At 43.1% G+C, this 25,930-nt stretch carries 26 protein-coding genes; 16 read left to right on the top strand and 10 right to left on the bottom strand.

Features of this window, described 5'->3' with window-relative positions; all coding sequences use genetic code 11:
- Nucleotides 1-169 precede the first annotated feature (169 nt).
- Both rnjA and ACSFXN_RS11965 read right to left on the bottom strand, forming a co-directional pair.
- The gene (rnjA, locus tag ACSFXN_RS11970) at nucleotides 170-1,837 is read right to left on the bottom strand and encodes a ribonuclease J1 (RefSeq protein WP_437150335.1); all 1,668 of its coding nucleotides are present in this window, start codon (nucleotides 1,835-1,837) and stop codon (nucleotides 170-172) included.
- A gap of 2 nt (nucleotides 1,838-1,839) precedes the next feature.
- Nucleotides 1,840-2,052, bottom strand: a complete 213-nt coding sequence (locus tag ACSFXN_RS11965) for a DNA-dependent RNA polymerase subunit epsilon (protein ID WP_437150333.1) — start codon at nucleotides 2,050-2,052, stop codon at nucleotides 1,840-1,842.
- A 286-nt stretch (nucleotides 2,053-2,338) separates the two neighbouring features.
- On the opposite strand from ACSFXN_RS11965, the gene ACSFXN_RS11960 reads away from it, so the two are divergent.
- Complete coding sequence (locus tag ACSFXN_RS11960) at nucleotides 2,339-3,109, top strand: Cof-type HAD-IIB family hydrolase (protein WP_437150331.1); 771 nt, start codon at nucleotides 2,339-2,341, stop codon at nucleotides 3,107-3,109.
- Between the two features lie 307 nt (nucleotides 3,110-3,416).
- Here the strand turns inward: ACSFXN_RS11960 and def are convergent, their stop codons facing one another.
- The gene (gene def, locus ACSFXN_RS11955; protein ID WP_437150329.1) at nucleotides 3,417-3,983 is read right to left on the bottom strand and encodes a peptide deformylase; all 567 of its coding nucleotides are present in this window, start codon (nucleotides 3,981-3,983) and stop codon (nucleotides 3,417-3,419) included.
- 141 nt (nucleotides 3,984-4,124) lie between these two features.
- On the opposite strand from def, the gene ACSFXN_RS11950 reads away from it, so the two are divergent.
- The 6 genes from ACSFXN_RS11950 (at nucleotide 4,125) to ACSFXN_RS11925 (ending at nucleotide 10,883) form a co-directional block, all read left to right on the top strand.
- Nucleotides 4,125-4,769 (top strand): YkyA family protein, encoded by a 645-nt coding sequence (locus tag ACSFXN_RS11950; RefSeq protein WP_437150328.1) that lies wholly within the window; start codon nucleotides 4,125-4,127, stop codon nucleotides 4,767-4,769.
- Nucleotides 4,770-5,021: 252 nt separating this feature from the next.
- Nucleotides 5,022-6,134 (top strand): pyruvate dehydrogenase (acetyl-transferring) E1 component subunit alpha, encoded by a 1,113-nt coding sequence (gene pdhA / locus ACSFXN_RS11945; protein ID WP_437150327.1) that lies wholly within the window; start codon nucleotides 5,022-5,024, stop codon nucleotides 6,132-6,134.
- A gap of 3 nt (nucleotides 6,135-6,137) precedes the next feature.
- The gene (locus tag ACSFXN_RS11940) at nucleotides 6,138-7,115 is read left to right on the top strand and encodes an alpha-ketoacid dehydrogenase subunit beta (protein ID WP_300989725.1); all 978 of its coding nucleotides are present in this window, start codon (nucleotides 6,138-6,140) and stop codon (nucleotides 7,113-7,115) included.
- A gap of 28 nt (nucleotides 7,116-7,143) precedes the next feature.
- Complete coding sequence (locus ACSFXN_RS11935; protein ID WP_437150326.1) at nucleotides 7,144-8,514, top strand: dihydrolipoamide acetyltransferase family protein; 1,371 nt, start codon at nucleotides 7,144-7,146, stop codon at nucleotides 8,512-8,514.
- 5 nt (nucleotides 8,515-8,519) lie between these two features.
- Complete coding sequence (gene lpdA / locus ACSFXN_RS11930) at nucleotides 8,520-9,929, top strand: dihydrolipoyl dehydrogenase (RefSeq protein WP_437150324.1); 1,410 nt, start codon at nucleotides 8,520-8,522, stop codon at nucleotides 9,927-9,929.
- A 99-nt stretch (nucleotides 9,930-10,028) separates the two neighbouring features.
- Nucleotides 10,029-10,883, top strand: coding sequence for a polysaccharide deacetylase family protein (locus ACSFXN_RS11925; protein ID WP_437150322.1), 855 nt, complete (start codon nucleotides 10,029-10,031; stop codon nucleotides 10,881-10,883).
- Nucleotides 10,884-10,934: 51 nt separating this feature from the next.
- Here ACSFXN_RS11925 and ACSFXN_RS11920 read toward each other — a convergent pair whose 3' ends face one another.
- Nucleotides 10,935-12,404 carry an aminotransferase class I/II-fold pyridoxal phosphate-dependent enzyme gene (locus ACSFXN_RS11920; protein WP_300989721.1) on the bottom strand — a complete coding sequence of 490 codons (1,470 nt, stop codon included), beginning with the start codon at nucleotides 12,402-12,404 and terminating at the stop codon, nucleotides 10,935-10,937.
- Nucleotides 12,405-12,538: 134 nt separating this feature from the next.
- Here ACSFXN_RS11920 and ACSFXN_RS11915 point away from each other — a divergent pair, with 134 nt between their 5' ends.
- Together ACSFXN_RS11915 and ACSFXN_RS11910 are read left to right on the top strand one after the other, a co-directional pair.
- Nucleotides 12,539-13,504, top strand: a complete 966-nt coding sequence (locus ACSFXN_RS11915) for an NAD(P)H-dependent flavin oxidoreductase (RefSeq protein WP_437150321.1) — start codon at nucleotides 12,539-12,541, stop codon at nucleotides 13,502-13,504.
- Nucleotides 13,505-13,519: 15 nt separating this feature from the next.
- Complete coding sequence (locus ACSFXN_RS11910) at nucleotides 13,520-13,798, top strand: UPF0223 family protein (protein WP_437150320.1); 279 nt, start codon at nucleotides 13,520-13,522, stop codon at nucleotides 13,796-13,798.
- Nucleotides 13,799-13,841: 43 nt separating this feature from the next.
- Here the strand turns inward: ACSFXN_RS11910 and ACSFXN_RS11905 are convergent, their stop codons facing one another.
- Nucleotides 13,842-14,480: a YktB family protein gene (locus tag ACSFXN_RS11905; protein WP_437150319.1), complete on the bottom strand. Its 639-nt coding sequence runs from the start codon at nucleotides 14,478-14,480 to the stop codon at nucleotides 13,842-13,844.
- A 164-nt stretch (nucleotides 14,481-14,644) separates the two neighbouring features.
- Between ACSFXN_RS11905 and ACSFXN_RS11900 the strand changes: the two genes are divergently transcribed.
- Together ACSFXN_RS11900 and ACSFXN_RS11895 are read left to right on the top strand one after the other, a co-directional pair.
- On the top strand, nucleotides 14,645-14,839 hold the full coding sequence (locus ACSFXN_RS11900; protein WP_437150318.1) for a hypothetical protein: 195 nt from the start codon (nucleotides 14,645-14,647) through the stop codon (nucleotides 14,837-14,839).
- A gap of 86 nt (nucleotides 14,840-14,925) precedes the next feature.
- Nucleotides 14,926-15,717, top strand: a complete 792-nt coding sequence (locus tag ACSFXN_RS11895) for an inositol monophosphatase family protein (protein ID WP_437150317.1) — start codon at nucleotides 14,926-14,928, stop codon at nucleotides 15,715-15,717.
- A gap of 37 nt (nucleotides 15,718-15,754) precedes the next feature.
- Here the strand turns inward: ACSFXN_RS11895 and ACSFXN_RS11890 are convergent, their stop codons facing one another.
- Nucleotides 15,755-15,940 (bottom strand): YlaF family protein, encoded by a 186-nt coding sequence (locus ACSFXN_RS11890; protein WP_301854727.1) that lies wholly within the window; start codon nucleotides 15,938-15,940, stop codon nucleotides 15,755-15,757.
- Between the two features lie 110 nt (nucleotides 15,941-16,050).
- Here ACSFXN_RS11890 and typA point away from each other — a divergent pair, with 110 nt between their 5' ends.
- Together typA and ACSFXN_RS11880 are read left to right on the top strand one after the other, a co-directional pair.
- A complete protein-coding gene (gene typA / locus ACSFXN_RS11885) occupies nucleotides 16,051-17,898 on the top strand; it encodes a translational GTPase TypA (protein WP_437150316.1) in 1,848 nt (615 codons plus the stop codon).
- Nucleotides 17,899-17,956: 58 nt separating this feature from the next.
- Nucleotides 17,957-18,256: a YlaH-like family protein gene (locus ACSFXN_RS11880; RefSeq protein ID WP_437150477.1), complete on the top strand. Its 300-nt coding sequence runs from the start codon at nucleotides 17,957-17,959 to the stop codon at nucleotides 18,254-18,256.
- On the opposite strand, the gene ACSFXN_RS11875 is transcribed toward ACSFXN_RS11880, so the two are convergent.
- From ACSFXN_RS11875 to ACSFXN_RS11865, 3 genes are read right to left on the bottom strand one after another with little or no spacing between them, the layout of a single operon-like run.
- Nucleotides 18,250-18,699 carry a hypothetical protein gene (locus ACSFXN_RS11875; protein ID WP_437150315.1) on the bottom strand — a complete coding sequence of 150 codons (450 nt, stop codon included), beginning with the start codon at nucleotides 18,697-18,699 and terminating at the stop codon, nucleotides 18,250-18,252. The two genes, ACSFXN_RS11880 and ACSFXN_RS11875, sit on opposite strands and share 7 nt — an antisense overlap.
- On the bottom strand, nucleotides 18,699-18,902 hold the full coding sequence (locus ACSFXN_RS11870; protein WP_437150314.1) for a YlaI family protein: 204 nt from the start codon (nucleotides 18,900-18,902) through the stop codon (nucleotides 18,699-18,701). The genes ACSFXN_RS11875 and ACSFXN_RS11870 overlap by 1 nt, the downstream gene beginning before the upstream one ends.
- 12 nt (nucleotides 18,903-18,914) lie before the next feature.
- Nucleotides 18,915-19,421: a peptidyl-prolyl cis-trans isomerase gene (locus tag ACSFXN_RS11865; protein WP_437150313.1), complete on the bottom strand. Its 507-nt coding sequence runs from the start codon at nucleotides 19,419-19,421 to the stop codon at nucleotides 18,915-18,917.
- Between the two features lie 289 nt (nucleotides 19,422-19,710).
- Here ACSFXN_RS11865 and ACSFXN_RS11860 point away from each other — a divergent pair, with 289 nt between their 5' ends.
- From ACSFXN_RS11860 to pyc, 3 genes are all read left to right on the top strand, one after another.
- On the top strand, nucleotides 19,711-19,992 hold the full coding sequence (locus ACSFXN_RS11860) for a YlaN family protein (RefSeq protein ID WP_300989710.1): 282 nt from the start codon (nucleotides 19,711-19,713) through the stop codon (nucleotides 19,990-19,992).
- A gap of 62 nt (nucleotides 19,993-20,054) precedes the next feature.
- The gene (locus tag ACSFXN_RS11855) at nucleotides 20,055-21,221 is read left to right on the top strand and encodes an FtsW/RodA/SpoVE family cell cycle protein (RefSeq protein WP_437150312.1); all 1,167 of its coding nucleotides are present in this window, start codon (nucleotides 20,055-20,057) and stop codon (nucleotides 21,219-21,221) included.
- A gap of 15 nt (nucleotides 21,222-21,236) precedes the next feature.
- Nucleotides 21,237-24,677 (top strand): pyruvate carboxylase, encoded by a 3,441-nt coding sequence (gene pyc, locus ACSFXN_RS11850; protein ID WP_437150310.1) that lies wholly within the window; start codon nucleotides 21,237-21,239, stop codon nucleotides 24,675-24,677.
- A 36-nt stretch (nucleotides 24,678-24,713) separates the two neighbouring features.
- On the opposite strand, the gene ACSFXN_RS11845 is transcribed toward pyc, so the two are convergent.
- Complete coding sequence (locus ACSFXN_RS11845; protein WP_437150476.1) at nucleotides 24,714-25,577, bottom strand: COX15/CtaA family protein; 864 nt, start codon at nucleotides 25,575-25,577, stop codon at nucleotides 24,714-24,716.
- Nucleotides 25,578-25,930: the final 353 nt, after the last annotated feature.

Here is a 25,930-nt window from a genome sequence, read left to right as displayed (position 1 = left end):
CCGCCGTGGTCAGCAGCAGCTGATTAGGGCGGGGCTTTTTTGCAGGGATAGAGAAAAGAGCTAGAAGATTTTACTTAAGCTTTTAAAGCAGCAAAATTTATAGAAATCAAAAGGGAAGTTCCGGTATTTCGGAACTTCCCTTTTTCAATCCATAAGGATCTGAATTTTATTAGACTTCCATGATGATTGGCAGAATCATTGGACGGCGTTTTGTTTTTTCATACAAATACGGTCCAAGGACATCAGAAATATCGCCTTTCAGCTCTGACCATTCCGTGTTTTTGCCATGGATTTTTTTGTTCAGGTGACGGTTCAGCATTTGCTGAGCTTCATAAATCATCGTGCCGGATTCACGCATATAAACAAAACCGCGTGAAATGATATCAGGACCCGAAACCATCTTATTTTTTTCCATATTGACACTGACAACAACAATCACTAATCCTTCTTCAGAAAGGACGCGGCGGTCGCGAAGTACAATATTGCCGATATCTCCGATTCCGCTTCCATCGATGTAAACATCGCCGGAAGGTATGCGGCCAGCAACTGCAGCTTCATCTTGGCTTAAAGCCAACACATCCCCATTTTCCATGATGAACGTATTTTCTTCAGGAACATCACAGTCCACTGCTAATTGAGCATGCATTTTCTGCATCCGGTATTCACCGTGGATCGGCATAAAGAATTTCGGTTTGATCAAACGAAGCATCAATTTGTTCTCAGGCTGTGAGCCATGACCGGAAGTATGGACATTATTCAAAGAGCCGTGAATAACGTCTGCACCTGCACGGAAAAGCAAATTGATGGTACGGTTAACGCTGCTCGTATTGCCCGGAATCGGGGAAGAAGAGAAGACGACCGTATCGTTTGGCTGAATCTGGATCTGGCGGTGGGTACCGTTTGCAATCCTTGAGAGCGCAGCCATCGGTTCACCTTGTGAACCTGTGCAAAGAATCAGCACTTCGTTTGCCGGAAGGCGATTCAAAGTCTGAGTATCAACAAAAGCGTCTTCCGGTGCATTGATGTATCCAAGTTCACGGCCGATTGTCATGGCATTATCCATGCTGCGTCCGAAAACGGCAATTTTACGGCCTTGGGCAACAGCTTCGTCTGTGACTTGTTGCAATCGGTAAATATTGGAAGCGAAAGTAGCGAAAATCAAGCGGCCATCCACTTTTCTCATAATATCTTTGATAGATTCGCCAACTTTGCGCTCTGACATGGTGAAGTTCGGTACTTCAGCATTCGTGCTGTCGGACAATAAACATAAAACGCCTTCACTGCCGATTTGCGCCATTTTCAAGAGGTTAGCTGGTTCGCCTACCGGAGTGAAATCGAATTTGAAATCTCCGGTATGCACGATATTTCCGGGAGGAGTTTTGACAACCACACCGAAAGCGTCGGGAATACTATGGGTAGTACGGAAAAAGCTGACCGAAGTTTTACGGAATTTGATGATATCTTCTTCTTCGATTTCAATCATCTTTGTTTGGCGAAGCAAACCATGCTCCTCCAATTTTTTACGCAGCAAGCCTAATGCAAGTTTGCCTCCGTAAACGGGAATATTGATTTTTTTTAAAAGGTAAGGAATCCCGCCAATATGGTCTTCATGGCCGTGAGTGATAAATAGGCCTTTAATTTTATCCATATTTTTTACTAGGTAAGTATAATCCGGAATTACATAATCGATCCCGAGCAGATCGTCTTCCGGAAATTTAATGCCGGCATCAATCAGGATAATTTCATCCTGAAATTGGACGCCATACGTGTTTTTGCCGATTTCCCCTAGTCCGCCAAGGGCGAAGACGGCAGTTTGGTCATTCTTTACAAACTTCATAGTTAGTCCAAACTCTCAACTTCGAAATTTTCGCTGGCTTGTTCATAAGCAAGGTGGTTTCCTTCAAGCAGCTGAATAAATTCGATATTGTAATTGCGGTCTTTAAGATGGAATCTGACTTCTCGCTCGGATGATGCTTCAACATAGAGGCTCTGTGTATTTTCGCGAACTGGTACCTCTGCACGGTTTTCTTGGTATAATACTTTAAAAATCATTATTTGCTCTCCTTTTGCACGTTCAATTAAATTCACTTTCTTTATATTATCATGACATTGTTTTAAAATAAAGAATAGCCCTCCTATTTATTAAGAAGGGCTAAACCAAAATTATGCAATTTTCTTTTTGTTCATAATGCCGTTTAGCTGTCTGAGAAGGTTTCTTCGCATACGTTTCAGTTTCAGCATGGCTATCTCACTCCTTAAGTGCATTATACTGTATTTTCTGATAAATGTAAAGAAATAGGCCATTTGCGGCAAAAAATTATAGATAGGAGAATGATGTATGGGTAAATTATTATTGCTTGATATTGATGGGACATTGATGAATTCAAAAAAGGAAATACCGGCAAGTGCTAAAGAGGCGTTGGTTCAAGCGCGGGCAAATGGGCATGAATTAGCGATTGCCACTGGCAGAGGGCCGTTCATGATAAAAAGAGTCTTGAAAGAGCTGAATATTGATACATTTATAACGTTCAATGGCCAGTATGTTGTTCATAAAGGTGATTTGATACATAAAGAGGCATTAAACACTGATACGCTTTCTGACATTGTCGAATATGCTGAACAACGAGATCATCCGATTGTGTTTTTGACGGATGAGCGAATGGTTTCTACCATTGATTATCATCCGGACATCGATGAAGGCATTAAGAGCTTGAAGTTTCCGCATCCAGCGATGATTGAAGATTTTCATCTAACTCATGAGGTTTACCAAGCACTATTATTTTGTGAAGAAGAGGAACAAAAACAATATCATGAGACGTTTAAAAATATGCAATTCGTCCGTTGGCATCGGGTATCATGCGATATTATCCCGGAAGGCGGCAGCAAGGCGAGCGGCATTAAGCATTTGATCAAGGCGACAGGCCATGCCATAGAAGACACGATCGCATTTGGAGATGGGCTCAACGATTTGGAGATGATGGATATTGCCGGTATCAGCGTATCAATGGGCAACGGCCATGAACGCACAAAAGAATTAGCGACACACGTAACCGACCATGTTGACAACGACGGGCTGGCAAAAGCCTTCAGCCATCTGGGATTGATATAAAAAAGAGACTTGGGGTTTTTCTCCTGAGTCTCTTTCCAGCTTGTTGAGAAAGATAAAATTTGTATTAGTGATTATCCTTTAACAGATATTCCGCCAACCAGCTGCGCTTGCCGCGGGCGTCTCCGCTGGTTGGCTCCATATCTGGAGAGTAAGCACAAACATAAGAAAGCTTTCCAAAACAGTCACGATTTTAGAGATTCTCTAAAAGTGGTAAGAGGAAGCTGAATGCAGCGGAAAGCGTCCGTCCTGGAGCGAAATGACAGAAGGACATACGAATTTCTCGACATCAATAAAAAGAGACTCGGGATTATTCTCCCGAGTCTCTTTCTATTGGTATGGCATTTTCAATTTCGGCAAATGGATTTTGCGGATTGATGTGGTCAAAGAACATAATGCCGTTCAAGTGGTCCAGCTCATGCTGAAACGCGATGGCTGGCAAACCTTTCAAACGCATTTTGTATTCTTTGCCTTCAATATCGAAAGCTTTGATCGTGACGCGTGCATAGCGGGGAACATATCCCGGAATGGCACGGTCGACAGACAGACAGCCTTCGCCAGCAGCCAAATAAGCCCGTTCAACTGAATGGCTGACGATTTTAGGATTGACGGCGATCAAACTCAGGTTTTCACCAGAGCTTTCATCGAAATGCAATGCGAAAATCCGCTTCGGCGCATTTACTTGAGGAGCGGCAATTCCTACACCGGGGCGAAGATCGTACTTTTTAATCATTTCTTCATTTTGGCTATTTATCACATACTCTAAAAGGTCTTCGGCCAGCTTGCGGTCTTCTTCTGAAAGTGGGAACGCCACTTCTTCAGAACGCATTCTAAGCGTCGGATGACCTTCGCGTATAATGTCTTTCATCAATATCAAGAGTATTCATCCTTTCATTAAAACCACTGTATGTAAGTATAACGCAATAGAGACATTCTCGAAAAGAAAAACCCATTAAAGCCAGTTGTGTTTTTTAAAATCACCGATTATAGTTGATTTAAGTCTTAAGGAGGGTTTTGTGTGAAGAAATCAGTATTAGCCGCCGTTTTTTCGAGTGTATTAATCTTGAGCGCTTGTTCAGGGCCAACAGCAAGTGAGCAACTCGACACTGTACTGAAAGATACGTTTGATGCAGAAAAAACGTATAGGGAAACACAAGGGGATATGGAAGAGCTGGAGAAAAACGAACAGCAATTATTCGAATCCACTATGGCTTTGACTCAAGAACAGCAAGATAAAGTAAAAAACCAAGTGGAAGAAGCACGGGCTTCTGCAGATGAAAGACTGGAACTGCTCGAAATTGAAAAAGAATCGATGAACGAGGCCCAGGAAAACTTCAAGAAACTTGATGCTGTTATTGAAGAAACCGATAACACACAAATTAAAGAAGACTTGGGTTCATTAAAAACAAAAATGGCAGAACGATATAATGCCCATGACGAGTTCGCCGCAGCTTATGAAACGTTGTACAATCTCCAACAAGAACTTTACACAATGCTCATCGATGAAGATGCCCAACTTCCTGAACTTCAAGAAAAAGCCATGGAAGTCAACGAGCAAAATACAGCTGTTCAGGAAACTGTTTCAGTTTTTAACGATAAAACCGAGCAGTTCAACGAGTTAAAAAACGGGATTATAGAGAAACTGGAAAAAGAAGAGCAATAAGCGGCCCAAGCGGCCGCTTTTTTCTGTGCTATAAAAGGATGGATAAAAAGATACTGTTTTATAATACAGATGGTAAATAATCACTGATACAGATTTATTATTTCTGAATGCTTGAATTTTGAAATAGCTTGATAATTAGAGGTTCTACATGATTGACCGAGCAATTCAAGTGACGTATACTTAGGAAGAATGTGCAATTGTATTACTAATTGAATATAATAATTTTAATACAGATAAAGGAGAGTTGCTTTTATGGCTGCGAAAAAATCACAGCATTTCGATCCAGTGGAAACGCTTAACGCAATCGAAGAGAAGTTTGAAATGGTTCAAGTTTTAAATGAAGAAGGCGTCATTGTCAATGAAGAGGCTGACCCGAAATTATCAGATGAGGAACTTCAGGAGTTAATGAGCCGCATGGTTTATACACGCATCCTTGATCAACGTTCTATTTCATTGAACCGCCAAGGACGTTTAGGGTTTTACGCACCTACAGCGGGGCAGGAAGCATCACAGCTTGCTTCGCATTTCGCACTTGAAAAAGACGATTTCATCTTGCCGGGATACCGCGATGTCCCTCAATTGATCTGGCATGGTTGGCCGCTTCATCAGGCATTCTTGTTCTCCCGTGGACATTTCATGGGGAACCAGATGCCAGAAGGCCTTAATATTTTACCACCGCAAATCATCATCGGTGCTCAATATATCCAGGCAGCCGGAGTGGCATTAGGCATGCAAAAACGCAAAAAGCAAAATGTAGCGATCACGTATACAGGTGATGGCGGTTCTTCACAAGGAGATTTCTATGAAGGAATCAACTTTGCAGGAGCGTTCCGCGCACCGGCTATTTTCATCGTTCAAAACAACCAGTATGCTATTTCAACTCCACGTGAATTGCAGACTTCAGCTAAAACAATTGCTCAAAAAGCTGTAGCTGCCGGAATTCCAGGAGTATTTGTGGATGGCATGGATCCATTAGCTGTATATGCTGTGACACGTGATGCACGTGAACGGGCTGTTAGAGGTGAAGGTCCGACATTGATTGAAACTCTTTGCTACCGTTATGGTCCACATACAATGGCAGGAGATGACCCGACACGCTACCGCACATCTGACATCGACAGCGAGTGGGAAAAGAAAGACCCATTAGTTCGATTCCGCAAATACCTGGAAGCAAAAGGCTTATGGAATGAAGAAAAAGAAAACGAAGTAATCGAAAAAGCAAAAGAAGAAATCAAAGCGGCGATTAAAAAAGCAGACAGCGCGCCAAAACAAACAGTTACCAACTTACTTGAAATCATGTATGAAGATGTACCATTTAACGTGCAAGAACAGCTAGAAATCTACAAAGCAAAGGAGTCGAAGTAAGCGATGGCACAAATGACGATGGTTCAAGCAATTACGGACGCTCTCAGATTGGAATTGCAAAACGATGAGAACGTTCTGATTTTCGGAGAAGACGTCGGGAATAACGGCGGAGTTTTCCGTGCAACAGAAGGTTTGCAAAAAGAATTCGGTGAAGACCGCGTATTTGATACACCACTTGCAGAATCTGGAATTGGCGGTTTGGCAATCGGTTTAGCATTGCAAGGTTTCCGTCCGGTTCCTGAAATCCAGTTTTTCGGTTTCGTTTATGAAGTCATGGATTCAATCAGCGGCCAGTTGGCTCGTATGCGTTTCCGCAGCGGTGGCAGCTTGAACGCACCGGTCACAATCCGTTCTCCGTTCGGCGGCGGTGTTCATACACCGGAAATGCACGCTGACTCGTTGGAATTGTTGATGACTTCACAGCCAGGTTTGAAAGTGGTTGTGCCATCAACTCCTTACGACGCAAAAGGATTGTTGATTTCTTCAATCCGCGACAACGATCCGGTTATTTTCCTTGAGCATTTGAAACTTTACCGATCTGGCCGCCAGGAAGTTCCAGAAGAATCGTACACAATTCCATTAGGAAAAGCGGATGTAAAACGTGAAGGGAAAGATATTTCCATCATCGCTTACGGCGCAATGGTACAGGAAAGTTTGAAAGCTGCTGAAGAACTTGAAAAAGAAGGCTATTCTGCAGAAGTGATCGACCTTCGCACGATTCAGCCGCTGGATATAGAAACACTTGTGGCATCGGTTGAAAAAACAGGCCGTGCAATGGTCGTCCAAGAAGCGCAAAAGCAAGCAGGTATTGCAGCTAACGTAGTAGCTGAAATTATGGACCGTGCTATTTTAAGCTTGGAAGCACCGATGCTTCGTGTAACTGCACCGGATTCTATTTTCCCATTCTCGCAGGCGGAGCAAGTTTGGCTTCCGAACTCGAAGGATATAGTAGAAACAGCGAAAAAAGTTCTTACGTTCTAAAAGTTGCGTAAAAGGAAGGGTGAAATTAATGGCTTTTGAATTTCGTTTACCGGATATCGGAGAAGGTATCCATGAAGGTGAAATCGTAAAATGGTTCGTCAAAGTTGGAGATAGAATCGAAGAGGATGATATCCTTTTTGAAGTGCAAAACGATAAAGCAGTCGTTGAAATGCCATCACCAGTTACTGGGAAGATCCAAGAAATCCTAGTAGAAGAAGGAACAGTAGCAGTAGTTGGAGACGTGTTAGTGCGCATTGAAAGTGATGATGCAGCTGACAACGAAGGCGGAAGTTCTGAACAAGCAGCAGCTCCTGAAGAAAAACAGGAAACTGAAGAGCAAGTGCAAGCAGGAACTGCTGAATCTGCTCAAAACGTAGAAAAAGAACCTGTAAAAGCTGAACAGCCGGAAGGGTCTACTGGAGCAGGAGCACAACCTCAAACAGCTTCGGCTGATTCGAATGCACGTGTTATCGCAATGCCGTCTGTCCGTAAATTCGCACGCGATAAAGATGTCGACATCACACAAGTTTCTGGTTCCGGCAATAATGGCCGCATCCTAAAAGAAGATGTAGAGTCATTCTTGAGCGGTGGACAGCAAACTGCTGAGGCACCTGCGGCGGAAGAAACTGCACAAGCAGCTCCACAAAAAGATGCAAAAGAAGCGGCGCCTAAAGCGGCTCCGGTACCAGAAGGCGACTTCCCTGAAACACGCGAAAAAATGTCCGGCATGCGCAGAGCGATTGCAAAAGCGATGGTTCATTCGAAACAAACTGCTCCACACGTAACGTTGATGGACGAAGTGGATGTTACGGAACTTGTCGCTCACCGCAAAAAGTTCAAAGACATTGCAGCGGAAAAAGAAATCAAACTAACTTATTTACCGTATGTCGTCAAAGCTCTAGTGAGCACTTTGCGCGAATTCCCGGCGTTAAATACATCGTTTGATGATGAAACAAGCGAAGTGATCCAGAAACATTATTACAATATCGGAATTGCTGCAGATACAGAGAAAGGCCTTCTTGTGCCTGTTATTAAGAATGCTGACCGTAAGTCTGTCTTTGCCATTTCGGATGAAATCAATAAACTGGCTACTAAAGCCCGTGACGGAAAATTGAGTCCTGCTGAAATGAAAGGCGCTTCTTGTTCAATCACAAATATTGGATCTGCAGGCGGACAATGGTTCACTCCGGTCATCAACCATCCGGAAGTTGCAATCCTTGGCATCGGCCGCATCGCTGAAAAACCGGTAATTAAAAATGGTGAAATTGTTGCAGCACCTGTGTTAGCATTATCTTTGAGCTTCGATCACAGAATGATTGACGGAGCAACAGCACAGCATGCGTTAAATCACATTAAGCGTTTATTAAGTCAACCTGAATTACTATTAATGGAGGCGTAAAACTTATGGTAGTAGGAGATTTTCCAATCGAAACAGACACGCTCGTCATCGGTTCAGGCCCTGGCGGATATGTAGCAGCTATCCGTGCAGCGCAAACTGGACAAAAAGTAACAATCGTTGAGAAAGAATACATCGGAGGCGTTTGCCTGAATGTTGGATGTATCCCTTCAAAAGCCTTGATCTCTGTAGGGCACCGTTTTGAAGAAGCCCAGCACTCGGATGCTATGGGAGTTGTTGCTAAAGAAGTTTCCCTTAACTTTGAAAAAGCGCAGGAATTCAAAAACGGCGTTGTGAACAAATTGACTGGCGGCGTCGAATCATTGCTTAAAGGCAACAAAGTGGAAATCGTCCGCGGTGAAGCTTATTTTGTAGACGATACATCGATCCGTGTAATCAATGAAAACTCAGCGCAAACATACAAATTCAAAAACGCTATCATTGCTACAGGTTCTCGTCCTGTGGAAATTCCGACATTTAAATTTACAAAACGTGTGATCAACTCAACTGGAGCGTTAAACCTTCAGGAAGTACCTGGGAAATTAGTCGTTATTGGCGGCGGATATATCGGTACTGAGCTTGGAACTGCGTATGCAAACATGGGATCATCTGTAACGATCCTGGAAGGCGCACCTGATATCCTTGCAGGATTTGAAAAACAAATGACGGCTATCGTTAAAAAAGGCTTGAAGAAAAAAGGCGTTGAAGTGATTACAAAAGCATCTGCTAAAGGTGTGGAAGAATCAGAAACTGGCGTTACAGTAACTTATGAAGCAGGCGGCGAAGAAAAAACTGTCGAAGCGGATTATGTGCTTGTAACAGTTGGACGCCGTCCGAATACAGATGAAATGGGTCTTGAAGAACTAGGCCTTAAAATGACTGAACGCGGTTTAATCGAGGTTGACAAGCAATGCCGCACTAGCATTCCAAACATTTATGCAATCGGCGACGTTGTAGCAGGGCTTCAATTGGCTCACAAAGCATCATACGAAGGCAAAATTGCTGCTGAAGCGATTGCCGGTGAAAAATCTGTCGTGGACTACTTGGCAATTCCAGCTGTCTGCTTTACAGATCCTGAACTTGCAAGCGTCGGTTTAACTGAAGAGCAAGCAAAAAATGAAGGATTTGAATTTACATCAGCCAAATTCCCATTTGGCGCAAACGGCCGTGCATTGTCATTAAATGCAGCTGATGGTTTCGTGAAGCTCGTTTCACGCAAATCAGACGGTTTGCTTCTTGGCGCTCACATTGTGGGTGCAGGGGCATCTGATATGATCGCTGAGCTTGGCCTTGCAATTGAAGCAGGAATGACTGTGGAAGATATCGCAATGACAATCCATGCTCACCCGACTTTGGCTGAGGTTACAATGGAAGCTGCTGAAGTAGCTCTAGGAACACCTATCCACATCATTAAATAATTTTAAAGGAGCCGGCATCTTTGATGCGGGCTCCTTTTTTCTTTTAACCAATTATGGTAAAATCTGTTTGGTAAAGAAAGGGCGGCAGGTGATAATGGCATGATACATACAAAATGGTTTGTACTGGCAGCAGGACTGGCGTTGTTGACAGCTTGCAGTGATGAAAAAGCGAATACTGGCAATAACGGTCAAGCTGCAGAAACTGAAGAATCGGCTGCAGCAGCGCCTGACAAAGCAGAAGAAGAAAAGGAAATCGAAGTCGAGCAGGCGGAAGACACCATTGAAAAACCGGAAAAAGAACCCGTAGAGCTGGCAGCTGAGCCGCAATACCGGCTCAATCCACAAACTTGGAGCTTGGAACCAATTGGGGAAGCGCCTGCTGAAGCGGTGTTGATTACCATTGATGATGCACCGGATGATCACTCGGTCGAAATGGCTTCTGTATTAAAAGACAGAAATGTTCCAGCTATTTTCTTTGTTAATGGCCATTTCCTTGATACGGATGAAGAAAAAGCGAATTTGAAAAAAATTCATGAGATGGGTTTTGCTATTGGCAATCACACTTCTACCCATGCGAATTTAAAAACCATTGGAGAAGAACAGCAGCGTGAAGAAATTTTATCGCTGAGCGAAACCGTTGAACAAATCATCGGCGAAAAACCGAAGTTTTTTAGAGCGCCTAATGGTTCCAATACTGATTTCAGCAAGGAGCTGACGGCTCAAGAAGGCATGCTGTTAATGAACTGGTCATATGGCTATGACTGGGAAAAGCAATACATGGACCCTGCTGCATTGGCCGATATTATGGTCAATACGGAATTCTTGAGAAATGGCTCGAATCTGCTGATGCATGACCGCAAATGGACTGCAGAGGCGCTGCCGAAAATTATTGAAGGCTTGCAGGCAAAAGGCTACTCATTTATTGACCCTAAAGAAATTGAAAACGTAAAATAATAAAAAAACGGCCAGAAAGCAAATTACATTGCTTTCTGGCCGTTTTGTCGTTTAACGTATTGCTTGTTGTTCTTTAATGACTCGAAGCTTTTTCAATGTATCGTCTTCCGGACCTTGGACTGGAAGGCCGGCTTTGACGTTCATATCAATATAAGCGATGTTTTCCTGCGTAATGATTTCGCCAGGGATGAAAATCGGAATGCCAGGCGGATAAACCATGATGAATTCCGCTGAAATGCGGCCGACTGCATCTTCGATTGAAATCACTTCAGTTGTTGCATAAAAAGCATCTCTCGGCGTCATAGCAAGGCGCGGGATATCCGGCAAGAGAACGACAGGCTCAATCACTGCTGCATCGCTTTCGAAGGCTTTACTCATCCGCTGAAGCGCATTGATCAGGAGATTGAGCTCTTTTCGTGTATCGCCGATTGTTACCAAACAAAGAATGTTATACAGATCAGACAGCTCGATTTCGATATTGGCGTTTTCTCTTAGCCACTCTTCTGCCTGATGCCCTGTAATGCCTAAATTTTTGACACTAATCAGGAGTTTTGTCGGATCCATGTCATAAGTTGCTGATGTATTCAATATCTCTTTGCCAACACAATACAAATGCGGAATTTTATTGATCCGTTTGCGTGCGTCCTGTGATAGCCGGATGGCCTGGTCAATCAAATCGAAACCGTGAATGGCCAGCTGCCTGCGTGCGGTATCGAGCGACGCCAGTATTGGATAGGAAGTTGAAGTGGTTGTCAGCATGGAAAGCGTCGACTGAACGCGTTTTGCCGATACCAGCCCTTCACGAACGTTTAACACAGAGCTCTGCGTCATAGAGCCGCCCAATTTATGGACGGAAGTTGCAGCCATATCAGCTCCTGCAGCCATAGCCGATACAGGCAATGATTTATGGAAATGAATATGTACACCATGTGCTTCGTCTACTAATACCGGAATATTGCGGCCATGGGCAATATCTACAATTCGTTTTAAATCAGCTGCTACACCAAAGTAAGTCGGATTGATGACAAGTACAGCTTTGGCATCGGGGTATTCAACCAATGCTTTTTCTACAGCTTCTGCGGAAATGCCATGGGAAATGCCCAGTTCCTTGTCAACTTCCGGATGGATGAAGATAGGGATGGCACCGGCAAATACGATAGCTGACATAATGGATTTATGGACATTTCGCGGAACAAGAATTTTGTCATTAGGACCGACGACACTTAAAATCATGGTCATAATAGCGCCGCTTGTCCCTTGAACAGAGAAAAATGTATGATCCGCGCCAAAAGCTTGCGCTGCCAGGTCCTGTGCGTGTTTAATGGCACCTTTTGGCGAATGGAGATCATCCAAAGGAGCAATATTGATTAAGTCGATCGATAATATATTATCGCCAACAAATTCCCGGAAAGCAGGATCTACGCCTTGCCCTTTTTTATGCCCAGGAATGTGGAACTGAATTGGGTGCCGGTTACGGTGCTTTAGGAGCGCATCGAATAACGGGGTTTCTAATTGAGACAATGGTAACCCACCTCACTTTATAAAATGAAAACAAAATGAATTATAGCATGTTGAACAAAGCTATACTATAAAAATAAAAGGATTTTGACATGTTCTATCGAATAAGAGGAAATAAAGGGGAGGGAATCATACACATGAATTTTACTACAAGAATAACTGAATTATTAGGGACACGCCTGCCAATCGTGCAGGGAGGATTGGCATATCTGGCATATGCAGAGCTTGCGGCAGCTGTTTCCAATGCAGGAGGACTGGGTCAAATTACGGCGATGAGCTTGTCGTCTCCGGAGTTGCTTAGAGAAGAAATACGTAAAGTACGGAAATTGACAGATCAGCCTTTTGGCGTCAATTTCGCAATCGGCGAACATGGCCGGCCGTTCTCGCACATGCTTGAAGTAGCTATTCAAGAAAATGTCCCCGTAGTATCCATGACCGGAGGAAATCCGACGCCGATTTTCGATCAATTAAAAGGAACGCCCATCAAAAAACTGGTGCTCGTTGCGGCCAGACGACAAGCCCAAAAAGCGGAAGAGCTGGGCGCGGATGCAGTGATGGTAGTCGGCCACGAAGGCGGCGGGCATTTGGGGAGAGATGATATTGGCACGATGGTGCTGATTCCCCAAGTGGTTGATGCTGTTTCCATTCCGGTTATTGCTTCAGGGGGCATCGGGGATGGAAGAGGCTGGATGGCCGCACATGCTCTGGGAGCAGAAGGCATTGAAATGGGCACCCGCTTTATTGCGACCAAAGAATGCGTCCATGCTTCAGAGGAATATAAAAAGGCCTTAGTTGACAGCAATGAAAGCGATACGGTTATAATTAAGAAAAGCATCGGCGCTCCGGCCCGTACCCTCAAAAATAGCTGGACCAATAAAATCCTGGAAATTGAAGCGGTTACCCCGAGCTATGAAGCATTGCGTGATTACGTCAGCGGTACTGCGAACAAAAGATATATTTATGATGGGAATTTAACCGAAGGATTTGGATGGGCGGGCCAAGTGACAGGCTTGATCAAAGATGTGCCAACTGTTCAGGAGCTGATGGACCGGATGGTCAAGGAAGCGGTCGAAATCCGGACAAGATGGGCAATTACACCATGAAAGTAGGGATGAATAATGGATTATTCTTATCCGTTTTCAATCGACTGGACAACAGACGAAATAATTGATGTAGTGACATTTTTTGAAGGAATTGAATTGGCGTATGAGAAAGGCATCAGAAGGGAAGACATGATGTTCCGATATCGCCGCTTTAAAGAAATCGTGCCATCTATTGCTGAAGAAAAAACGTATTTCCGGGAATTTGAAGAAGAAAGCGGCTATGCAAGTTTTCCGGTGATCAAAGAAATGAAAGCTAGAAACGATAATGATTTAATTAGCGTTCAAAAGAAATAAAAACAGTTTCACTTCAAATTTCAGCATTTAAAAATGCCACAGCTTATCGCTGTGGCATTTTTTCTTTCTGTAAGAGCGTTTTATAAATCGGCAAGAGAGCCGCGAATGTTTCTTCTGCAAATTCTTTGAAATCTTCTTCAGTAAGATTGATTGCCTGTTCTTTTGGAAGATGCCGCCCAATGACCAATTCACCTTTTTTAACATCGCGCAGGCGTATAATCAGTTTGTTGAACTCATCGCCTGACATTTCTTCGAGTGGTGTCGCTTCCGGTTTCATATGGTCGCCGGACACCATGAAATCAGCAGGCAATGCAGCAAGGGCATCTTCATCTAATAAGTTTTGGGCCATGGCGCTTTTTCCTGGAGCTTCGTAGATTACCGCTAAAATGATAAAAACATGGCTGTTCCACAATCCGATTTGAAAATGGGGAACTGCTTTATAGCCTCTTTTATATGGAGCAAAAGCAACCCAGCTGTCATTTGGGGGATTTACTGTGCGCCGCATATGTTTGGCGACGTGAGGGAAAAATTCATCTCCAGTCACTGCAGAGAAAAATGAAGAATAGAATTTGCCCAGTTCCTCAAATTTGGGACGGACGCGTTCCGCCAACAATTCCATGCGCTCTTTCAGCCCTGGAGTTTCAAATACTTCAAAATCTTGTTCGGTCCAAAAAGATGTCAATTTAATTTCCTCCTTAATCTATTTCACAGGTTTCATTTTAGCGAAGTTTGGGAAGAAAGAATATAAATAAGTTTTTTCTAATCGCCATTGGGTATTGATTTTTATAGCAATTATATTTATAATTATCTGAATTATCGAAATGCGAAGAGGAAGGGGTGCTTATTATGAAACAGATGATTCAAATCATTCGCAAAGCAGAGATAGAGAAAGAATATATCAATGTATTGAAACTTGAACTGGACTATGAACTTGCTTCTTTGTTTGACGCCATGCAGCAAAAAGATGGCCGTGAAGCGGATAAAAGCAAAAAACGGCTTCATGAAATATATGTAGAACTGGAGGCACTTCATGCGTTCTGACAAAACTATCACATAGAGGCACCTACTGGGATAAGACAGTAGGTGCCTTTTTCGTTATAATGGATAGAAACAAGGAGGCGGAAAACATGGAGCTGCATGCAATGGACCGGTACATAAAGTCAATGATCAAAGAAGCAGGGCACAAAATCCGGAATTCTTTTATCAGTGATATTACAATTGAGACAAAATCCGATGCAAATGATTTAGTTACAAATATTGACAAAGAAATTGAACAATTTTTCATTGAACGGATAAGACGGGATTATCCTGGCCACCGGATTTTCGGCGAGGAAGGGTTTGGAGATGCAATCGACGATTTGTCAGGTGTTATTTGGATGCTTGATCCAATTGACGGCACGATGAATTTCGTTCATCAAAAACGAAACTTTGCGATTTCCCTTGGAGTTTATGAAGATGGAAAAGGGAAACTTGGATACATATATGATGTCGTAAATGATGATTTATACCATGCGGTTGAAGGCGGAGGGGCATATTATAATGATGAAAAGCTGAAATCACTGGCTGCAACTTCAATTGAGGAATCAATCGTAGCAATCAATGCCTCTTGGCTAGCGCCAAATAAATATATCGACCATGAAGCGGCAATCGGTCTAGTACGGGCTGTCCGTGGAACACGTTCGTATGGTTCTGCAGCACTTGAGCTGGCATTTTTAGCGAGCGGGCGCATAGACGCATACGTATCGATGAGGCTCTCACCTTGGGATATTGCCGGAGGCGCCGTCATAGCAGGCGAAGTGGGTGCGGTAACAACGACTTTTACAGGAGAACCAGCAAACTTGCTTAAACAAGATACTTTTATCGCGGCTAATCCTTCGATACACAATCGTATGCTATCTGACTATATTCGGTTAAAATAAAAGAGGATGCGACACGTCGCATCCTCTTTATCCATCATTAAAGTATACCGGCTTCCCGCATTTCTTTTTTCTTTTTAAAGCCCATTCCCATGATCAGGCAAAGAAGCAAAATGGCGAGAAGAATGCCTGGGATACTGCGCAAGCCAACTGCGATTCCAATGCCAGCCATTGATAAAAGTGCCGCCAGTGAATAAAAGACGAAAATCCATTTTATGTTTTTCAAAATTTTTTCCTCCTGCACTGTTTGCTCGAAATAAAGTCTTAGGGTTTTCTCCCCATATGTGCTATACTAACACAGTTATGGACATGAAAAAAGAATATTGGAGTGAAAGTATGACTAACTTACGAAACGATTTAAGAAACATTGCGATTATTGCCCACGTTGACCATGGTAAAACAACCTTAGTGGATCAGCTTCTTCAGCAATCCGGAACTTTCCGTTCAAACGAGCACGTTGATGAACGTGCAATGGACTCTGGTGATATCGAAAGAGAACGCGGAATTACAATTCTTGCTAAAAACACTGCGATTCAATATAAAGACGCTAAAATCAACATTTTAGATACTCCTGGACACGCCGATTTTGGTGGAGAAGTTGAACGTATCATGAAAATGGTAGATGGTGTTTTGCTTGTAGTAGATGCTTACGAAGGCTGTATGCCACAAACGCGTTTTGTATTGAAAAAAGCATTGGAACAAAACTTGAAACCAATCGTTGTTGTAAACAAAATTGACCGCGATTTCGCTCGTCCGGAAGAAGTGGTTGACGAAGTCATCGAATTGTTCATTGAACTGGAAGCAAATGACGATCAACTTGAATTCCCAGTTATTTTCGCATCAGGCATGAACGGTACTGCGAGTCTTTCATCTGATCCTGCAGATCAAGAAGAAAACATGCAGGTTGTTTATGATGCAATCTTGGAACACGTACCAGCACCAATCGATAACAGAGATGAGCCACTTCAATTCCAGGTAGCGCTTCTTGACTACAGCGACTATGTAGGTCGTATCGGGATTGGCCGGGTATTCCGCGGAACTATCGAAGTTGGACAATCTGTTGCTTTAATGAAGCTTGACGGTTCAGTTAAAAACTTCCGCGTTACAAAGATCCATGGTTTCATGGGGCTTAAACGCGTAGAAATCCAAAAAGCTGAAGCTGGCGATTTGATTGCCATCTCTGGTATGGAAGACATCAACGTTGGTGAGACGGTTTGTCCGGCTGACCATCAAGAAGCATTGCCTGTTCTTCGCATTGACGAACCGACATTGCAAATGACTTTCTTAGTAAACAATAGCCCGTTTGCCGGTAAAGAAGGCAAATGGATCACTTCCAGAAAAATTCAGGAACGTTTGGATGCACAATTGCAGACAGATGTATCCCTGCGTGTAGAAAACACGGATTCACCGGATGCGTGGGTTGTTTCCGGACGCGGAGAATTGCATTTGTCAATCTTGATCGAGAACATGCGCCGTGAAGGATTCGAACTTCAAGTATCCAAACCTGAAGTCATCGTCCGTATGGTTGACGGCGTTCGCTGCGAACCGGTTGAACGCGTGCAAGTTGATGTTCCTGAAGAATATACAGGCGCAATCATTGAATCTTTAGGTGAGCGCAAAGGCGAAATGCTGGATATGGTCAACAACGGAAGCGGACAAGTCCGCCTCGTGTTTAACGTACCGGCTCGTGGCTTGATTGGTTACACAACTGAATTCTTGACACAAACTCGTGGTTACGGGATTATCAACCACACATTTGACAGCTATCAGCCAGTTGCAGCAGGTCGCGTAGGCGGACGCCGTCAAGGTGTATTGGTTTCCATGGAGCGCGGAAAAGTTTCAACTTACGGCCTTATGGGCATCGAAGACCGCGGAACTGCTTTTGTTGAAGTAGGCGCTGAAATCTACGAAGGCATGATTGTTGGCGAGCATAACCGCGACAGCGATTTGACTGTAAACATCGTAAAAATCAAAGCTGCTACAAACATCCGTTCAGCAAACAAAGACCAAACGACGACAATGAAAAAAGCCCGTTTAATGAGTCTGGAAGAAGCGCTTGAATACTTGAACGACGATGAGTATTGCGAAATTACTCCGCAGACCATCCGTTTGCGCAAGAAAATTCTTGATAAAAACGAACGCGAACGCATGGCTAAGAAAAAGAAAGTTGCAATTGAAGAATAATCAATTTAGGAAGGGTGTATAATCTGTGGGCGACGAACAAGCTTTTGTCTATGACAGTATGTATCCCGTAGCTCGAGTCTTATATGAAAATCTGCCGAACTATACAATAGCGGGATACGCGCTCTTTGCCGTCATCTTCCTATTGTCGGCATTTGTCTATAAATTGGGTTTTGCAAAAAAATTATCATTTGGAAAAAACGCGGTTATCGGATTATTCCTTCTTGTCGGCGGCCTGGGGCTAACATTTTTAGCTTTCTTCCTGCCGGTTGTAGAAGGTTTGGTCATTGCCGCACTTATCCTGATACTGTATAAAATCCGCTTATGGCGCGAAAAACGCGAAAACGCTGCATCTCATTGAGATGCAGCGTTTTTTCGTTCAAATGTTTTATATAGAATCGGCAATGCTAAGGCATAAGTCAAATGCGCAAACATCCAATAAATGATAGCGCCGGCATCGGTTACTGCAGGCACGTCTTCACGCACTGCAAACGCAGCTAGCGGAAAATAAAGCAGGAAAAATGGTATGCACATGGCGAGGCTGAACAAAACCAGCTGGCCAAATGTATAGGCCCTCCGTTTAGCAAGATAGACATAAACAATGCTGATCAGCAAAGATATAGCCAGGTGGAATGCGAATTCAACGGGCTCCGACCAGTCGACGTTGCCAATCAAGGGAAGAAAATCTACATTCAGTAAAAGCGTATAAACTTGTTCACCTGTAACCGACTGAATCCATTTCAGTAAAACCCCCAAAAGCAATCCGCTCCAAAAACCGATCCATATGCCTTTTAGCAGCTTCATCAGAAGTCGTCCTCAATTCTGCGGGAGCTTCTATAAAAACGGAAAGATCCAGTTGCGAGTCTTTCTTTCGTACGTTCCGTAATTCGATCGTGGCAAGCTTTGCACATATGGGTATGAATCGGCCGGTTCCGCAATCTTTTTGCTTCGAGTGTATCGTCAACCAGTTCTTCGATGGTGTCGCAGATAACACATTGTACGCGCATAGCTGTTCACTCCTATTCGACTCGGATGGCTAAAACATCAGTAATTGGATTTTCCTGATTAGATCCATCATTATGTAAAATATGGACTGGACCGTTTTCTTTTAAGGGTTTTCCTTTTTCACTGAATTTAAAAATCAGTTCTTTTGCTTCGTTAATTGGAAACGCGAATTCACCGTGAGCAGTTTCAAATATGACTGTCGCCGCATCTTCATCGGGTTCTGCATTTTTTAGGAAAGGTGCAAACAGGATTCCGAAAGTACCGGTAATCATTTCGTTTTTTTCTTTCCGGTTGTACCTTTTTTCTGTTTTGAGAGTTTGGGGAACGGTGGCGCCTTCCATGATTTCCCGTGACCAATGTTCACCCATGCCGCGTTTATATTCTTCTGTTTCGTCAACGACTATACGGTCTTCCGAAAAGTAAGTTTCTAAATCTATTCTGCGGTCATCAAAAATCCAAACAGTTGGATCTAAAACAATTTTAAATTTCACTTTGCCTTTAAATGGTACAATAAATTCCATTACAAACCCTCCATCAAATAATCGATCTTCTTTCAGTATACCTTTTTCAGGCAAATTGCTAAAGGGATTAATTCTAGCCTGTGTAGAGCTTGCATTTTTATCTCATTGAAGATACACTTTAAACAGGCTAATAGAGGTAAGAGAAACTTCAATCAGTGGGGTTTTTCATCCCTGCTGATTGTTAGTTGATCTAATCGGACTTTTACGGTCAGTGGATTTCCCGCTTGAATAAGTGGCAATCTTACTGGCCGTCGAAGCGGGATAAAAATCAATAAATGGGGGAGTCCTCATGGAACATACAGAAGAACAAACTTACCAAGTGAAAGCTTTGGAACTCCTCAAAGCGGATGCAGAAAAAATTGAGCAATTGATCAAAGTCCAAATGGACAATTTGACTTTGCCTTCTTGCCCTTTATATGAAGAAGTGCTCGATACACAAATGTTCGGGCTTTCACGTGAAATCGATTTTGCTGTAAAGCTTGGGTTAATCGAACGTGAAACTGGAAAAAATTTAATGGATACGCTGGAAAAGAAACTTTCTATTTTACATGAAGCGTATACAAATAAATGACTAAAAACTCAAACGATCTTTGTTTGAGTTTTTTTACTAATCTACTAAATCGAGGTATAAAAATGAAACAGTACATTAAAAGATACGTTAAGCACTTTGATTACCCCTTATTTTTTGTTTATATCGCTTTAGCAGTGTTCGGCTTGGTTATGATATACAGTGCGAGCATGGCCTGGTCAGTAAATTACTACGACGATGAACCTGACCGTTTTTACATACAGCAATTGATCAATTTATCTTTGGCATTTCCAGTGTTTGCAATTGCCGCTGTTTTCCCTTATAAACATTTCGGCAAGAAATGGATGATGATGACCGTGCTAGCTGTTGTCTTTTTGGGTCTGCTGCTAGTCCATCTGATTGGATACGAAGCAGGAGGTGCCAGAAGCTGGATTGACATCGGTTTTGTCAATATACAGCCGTCAGAAGTCGCCAAAGTTGGGATTATTTTCTATTTAGCCGGTGTCTTCTCCAATAAATATAAAAAAGGCAATATCAATAAATTAAATGAATCCATTGCGCCGCCTGTTATTATCCTGACTTTAGTTCTGCTTTCCGTTTTCTTCGAGCCGGATTTAGGATCGATGATGATCATCGGCGCTGTCGGCTTGTCGGTCATGGCGGCAAGCGGCATCAGCTTTAAGTTTTTCGCCAAGGTGGCCGGCTGGGTCATAGCCGCTTGTGCTGTTTTTATAGTTCCGATCATGCTTTTTGCATCGGATATGATTTTTACTGAAAAGCGCCTAGGGCGACTGGATGCCTTTTTTAACCCTTTTTCGGATGAACTGGGATTCGGGCTGCAAATTGTCAATGGCTACCTTGCAATCGGCTCCGGTGGCCTCAGCGGGTTAGGTCTAGGGCAATCGATTCAAAAACTGGGTTATCTTCCAGAACCGCATACAGATTTCATCATGTCTGTCATAGCGGAAGAACTGGGTGTATTGGGCGTACTCTTTGTTCTTGGAGGGTTAGCTTTCATCGTATTGCGTGGTCTTTCGATTGCGATGACTACAAACGATCCTCTAGCCCGTATGCTTGCGACAGGTGTTTCGAGCATGATTGGGATACAATCTTTCGTGAATTTAGGGGGATTGAGTGGAATTATTCCGTTAACAGGAGTTACATTGCCATTTATAAGCTATGGCGGAACGTCAATAATTTTGTTATCGTTAGCTATGGGAGTATTGATGAATGTTTCCATGTTCCACAAATTCGAAAAATCGAAAAAGTAAAGGGTGTGCTGCGGTGTGAAAACGATTAGCAAAATTTTAGTGGCAAACCGCGGAGAAATCGCAATTAGGGTTTTCCGCGCTTGTACAGAACTGAAAATTCCGACGGTTGCAATTTATTCACAGGAAGACAGTGGTTCCTATCACCGCTATAAAGCGGATGAATCTTATCTGGTCGGCAAAGGCAAAAAGCCGATTGATGCGTATTTGGACATTGAAGACATCATACGCATTGCGAAAGATTCTGGGGTAGACGCCATTCATCCAGGTTACGGTTTTTTATCTGAAAACGTCCATTTCGCCCGTCGCTGCGAAGAAGAAGGGATTATCTTTATCGGACCCACTTCCCAGCATCTAGACATGTTCGGCGATAAAGTGAAAGCGCGGGATCAAGCCATCGCTGCTAATATCCCGGTCATTCCAGGAACTGACGGACCTGTTGAATCATTGCAGGAAGTTGAAGAATTCAGCAAAACAGCTGGTTTCCCGTTAATGATCAAAGCATCACTTGGCGGAGGCGGGCGCGGAATGCGCATTGTCAGAACAGAAGAAGAACTGGCCTCGGCGTATGAACGCGCAAAATCCGAAGCAAAAGCCGCTTTCGGATCAGACGAAATGTATGTTGAAAAATTTGTGGACAAACCAAAACATATTGAAGTGCAAATCCTTGGAGATTTGGAAGGAAATGTTATCCACCTTTATGAGCGGGACTGTTCGATACAGCGGCGGCACCAGAAAGTAGTGGAAATTGCGCCATCGAATTCAATCAGCAATGAACTGAGAAATCAGATTTGTGATGCGGCAGTTAAACTTATGAAAAATATAAATTACATAAATGCCGGTACTGTAGAATTCTTAGTCGCAAATAATGAGTTTTATTTTATTGAAGTCAACCCTCGGATCCAAGTTGAACATACAATCACTGAGATGGTAACAGGCATCGATATTGTCCATGCCCAAATTAAAATCGCTCAAGGCCACGCTGTACATAGCGAAGAAATCGGGATTCCAGCACAAGAGGACATTCCGTTAAACGGCTTTGCCATCCAGTCACGGGTTACAACAGAAGATCCTTTAAACGATTTCATGCCAGATACAGGAAAGCTTATGGTTTACCGTTCTGGAGGCGGTTTCGGAGTGCGCTTGGATGCCGGCAATGGTTTCCAAGGAGCAGTTATAACACCTTTTTATGACTCGCTTTTAGTAAAAGTTTCAACATGGGGCAATACGTTTAAAGAAGCTGCTGCAAAAATGGACCGAAATCTTCAAGAATTCCGGATTCGCGGGATTAAAACGAATATTCCATTTTTAGAGAATGTTGTCCGCCATAAAAACTTCATCAATGGCGAATTCGATACGAGCTTTATCGATTCAACACCTGAATTGTTCATTTTCCCAGTACGCAAAGACCGAGGTACAAAATTATTAACGTATATCGGAAATATAACGGTTAACGGATTCCCGGGAATTGAAAAGAAAAAGAAACCGATCCATGCAGCGCCGAGAATACCGAAAGTGGATTTGACTGCTCCAGCACCAAGCGGGACGAAGCAAATTTTGGATCAGCACGGCCCAGAAGGTCTGGCTAAATGGATTCATGACCAAAAAGAAGTATTGTTGACTGATACTACTCTTCGCGATGCCCATCAGTCTTTATTGGCAACACGCGTTCGTTCACATGATATGTTCGCCATTGCAAACGAGACTGCCCGTCTTCAGCCGGATTTGTTCTCTATGGAAATGTGGGGCGGCGCAACTTTCGACGTATCCTACCGTTTCTTAAAAGAAGATCCTTGGCAGCGGTTAATCAAGCTTCGTGAACAAGTTCCGAATGTTTTGTTCCAGATGCTTTTCCGCGGCGCTAATGCTGTCGGCTATAAGAATTACCCGGACAATGTAATCCGTGAATTTGTCCGTAAATCAGCGGACGCTGGAATTGATGTATTCCGGATTTTCGACAGTTTAAACTGGATCAAAGGCATGGAAGTGGCAATAGATGAAGTCCGCCAGAGCGGAAAAGTGGCAGAGGCGGCTATTTGTTATACGGGGGATATTTTAGATCCGAGCCGGGATAAATACACGGTCAATTACTATAAGCAAATGGCAAAAGAATTAGAGGCTTCAGGAGCTCATATTCTAGCGATTAAAGATATGGCCGGATTATTGAAGCCTGAAGCTGCATACCGGTTAGTTTCAGAGTTGAAAGATACGGTATCACTTCCTATTCACCTTCATACCCATGATACGAGCGGCAATGGCATTTACTTGTATGCTAAGGCCATTGAGGCAGGCGTAGACATAGTGGACACGGCTATAGGGACGATGGCGGGATTAACTTCCCAACCGAGTGCCAACTCCCTGTATTACGCAATGAAAGGAAGCAACCGGGAAGTTAGAACGGATATCGAGTCCATTGAAAAATTGTCACATTACTGGGAAGATGTCCGCAAATACTACAGCGATTTTGAAAGTGGCATGAACAGTCCGCATTCTGAAATTTATGTCCATGAGATGCCGGGCGGCCAGTACAGCAACTTGCAGCAGCAAGCCAAAGCAGTAGGTTTAGGTTTGCGCTGGGAAGAAGTAAAAAATATGTATTCTCGCGTTAACCTGTTATTTGGAGATGTCGTGAAAGTAACGCCTTCATCCAAAGTTGTAGGGGACATGGCGTTGTTCATGGTGCAAAATGATTTGGACGAGCAAACCGTCATTACGCGCGGGCAAACAATTGACTTCCCTGAATCCGTGATCGAATTCTTTGAAGGATATATTGGACAACCGCACGGCGGCTTCCCTGAAGAACTTCAAAAGGTAGTATTAAAAGGACGCCAACCAATTACTGTCCGGCCTGGAGAGTTATTAGAGCCTGCAGATTTTGATGAAATCAAGAAAACTTTATTCGAAAAATTGGAACGGCCGGTGACAAGCCAGGAAATTTTAGCATACGCGCTGTATCCGAAAGTATTTGAAGAGTACACCGCTACCAATCAGCAATTTGGCAATGTCTCAGTTCTAGATACCTTGACATTCCTATATGGAATGAGACTTGGTGAAGAAATAGAAGTGGAAATTGAAAAAGGAAAAACGCTGATGATTAAAATGGTGTCGATCGGGGAACCTCAGAAGGATGGCCATCGAACAATTTACTTTGAGCTGAATGGCCAGCCGCGTGAAGTGAATATCCAAGACATGACCGTTGAAGCGGATGCTTTGGCAAGACCAAAAGCAGATCTGAAAAACGAATCGCATATTGCTGCAACTATGCCGGGAACTGTACTGAAAGTAGTAGCCGAAGTGGGTGCTAAAGTACAGCGCGGAGAACATTTATTAGTTACAGAAGCGATGAAAATGGAAACAACAGTGCAAGCGCCGTTCAATGGCATAGTTAAAGAAATACATGTAGGTGCCAATGAAGGAATATCCACTGGAGACCTCTTGATAGAAATGGAAAGAATATAAAAAAACAGCCGGCGCATTATGCGCCGGCTGTTTTTTCTATTTATTGCTGAAACTGCTGCGTGATACGAGCAAGATCATGTAACACAGTAATCCGAATAACAGAGAAATAAGCAGAGAATGAAGAAGTGCGACAGCTAAATTCAATTTAGTCAAGACCACCAGCATCCCGGTTGTAGCCTGGAGCAGTACGATGATAAAGGCAATAATCCAACCCCAATAAATGACGCGCTGTTCTTTATAATTTTTGAAAGCGTGCCACGCAATGTAAGCAAGCCAGATAACAATCAGTCCGGCAGCTGCACGGTGTCCCATTTGAACCCATTCATACATATTATTCGGGAGAGCGAATTGGTCATTCCGGCACAGCGGCCAATCTGCACAGATTAAGCTGGACTCCGTGTGGCGCACAAGTGCTCCAGTATAAACCACGATATAGGAATATAAAGTTACTCCAATGGTATGCACTTTTAATTTTTTGCCGATTACGAGTCGGTCAGCGTCAAATTTCCGGTCTACTTCAAAAACAAGCAGAGTCAATAATAATACTGATGCAAAAGAAATGAGGGAAATTCCGAAGTGAAGCGCAAGTATAAAGTCACCTTGTCCCCATAACACTTGGGCAGCACCGATCAATGCTTGAAGAATTAAAAAAAAGACCGCCATGAAAGCTAAAAATTTAGTCTCACGGATATGGCCATATTTTATCCAAGCCCATACAGCTAAAATTACGATTAAAATGCCGACCGATCCTGTTACAAGCCGATGTGAGAATTCAATAAGGACTTCAGCAGTGATATCATCAGGAATCAATTCACCATTGCAGCTTGGCCACGATCGGCCACAGCCCATACCGCTGTCTGTTTTGGTGACAAGAGCGCCGCCAAGCAGGATTAAAAGCATTCCGACGGTTGCTGCTACTGCAAACCATTTTATATATTTACTTTGATGCAAGAATGTCACCCACTTTTTCTTGTTGAAACTTTCTTAAACGTCCGTTGCCTGCATACTCGATAATATCGAAAGTCACAACAAAACACAACGGAAAATGAGGAATAGCGGAAACTTTCAAGATTTAGACATAATCCAATGAGCTTCACAAACTGTTCAAAAACAAATTTTTTTCTATCTTAAAATAACGAGACTACTCATGTATGATTGAAAGAGCATATATCTGAGACAAATTACATGAAAATCAACGCTTTTATCGGGAAATTTCAGTTTGAAGTAGAAAAAAGGCTGGAATTTAGATATAG

Origin of the sequence: Planococcus sp. 1R117A (assembly GCF_051417975.1) — a bacterium.
In the GTDB taxonomy this organism is placed as follows: domain Bacteria; phylum Bacillota; class Bacilli; order Bacillales_A; family Planococcaceae; genus Planococcus; species Planococcus shenhongbingii.
Note: the sequence above shows the minus strand (reverse complement) of the source record. Positions and strands in the feature narration are given on the sequence as shown.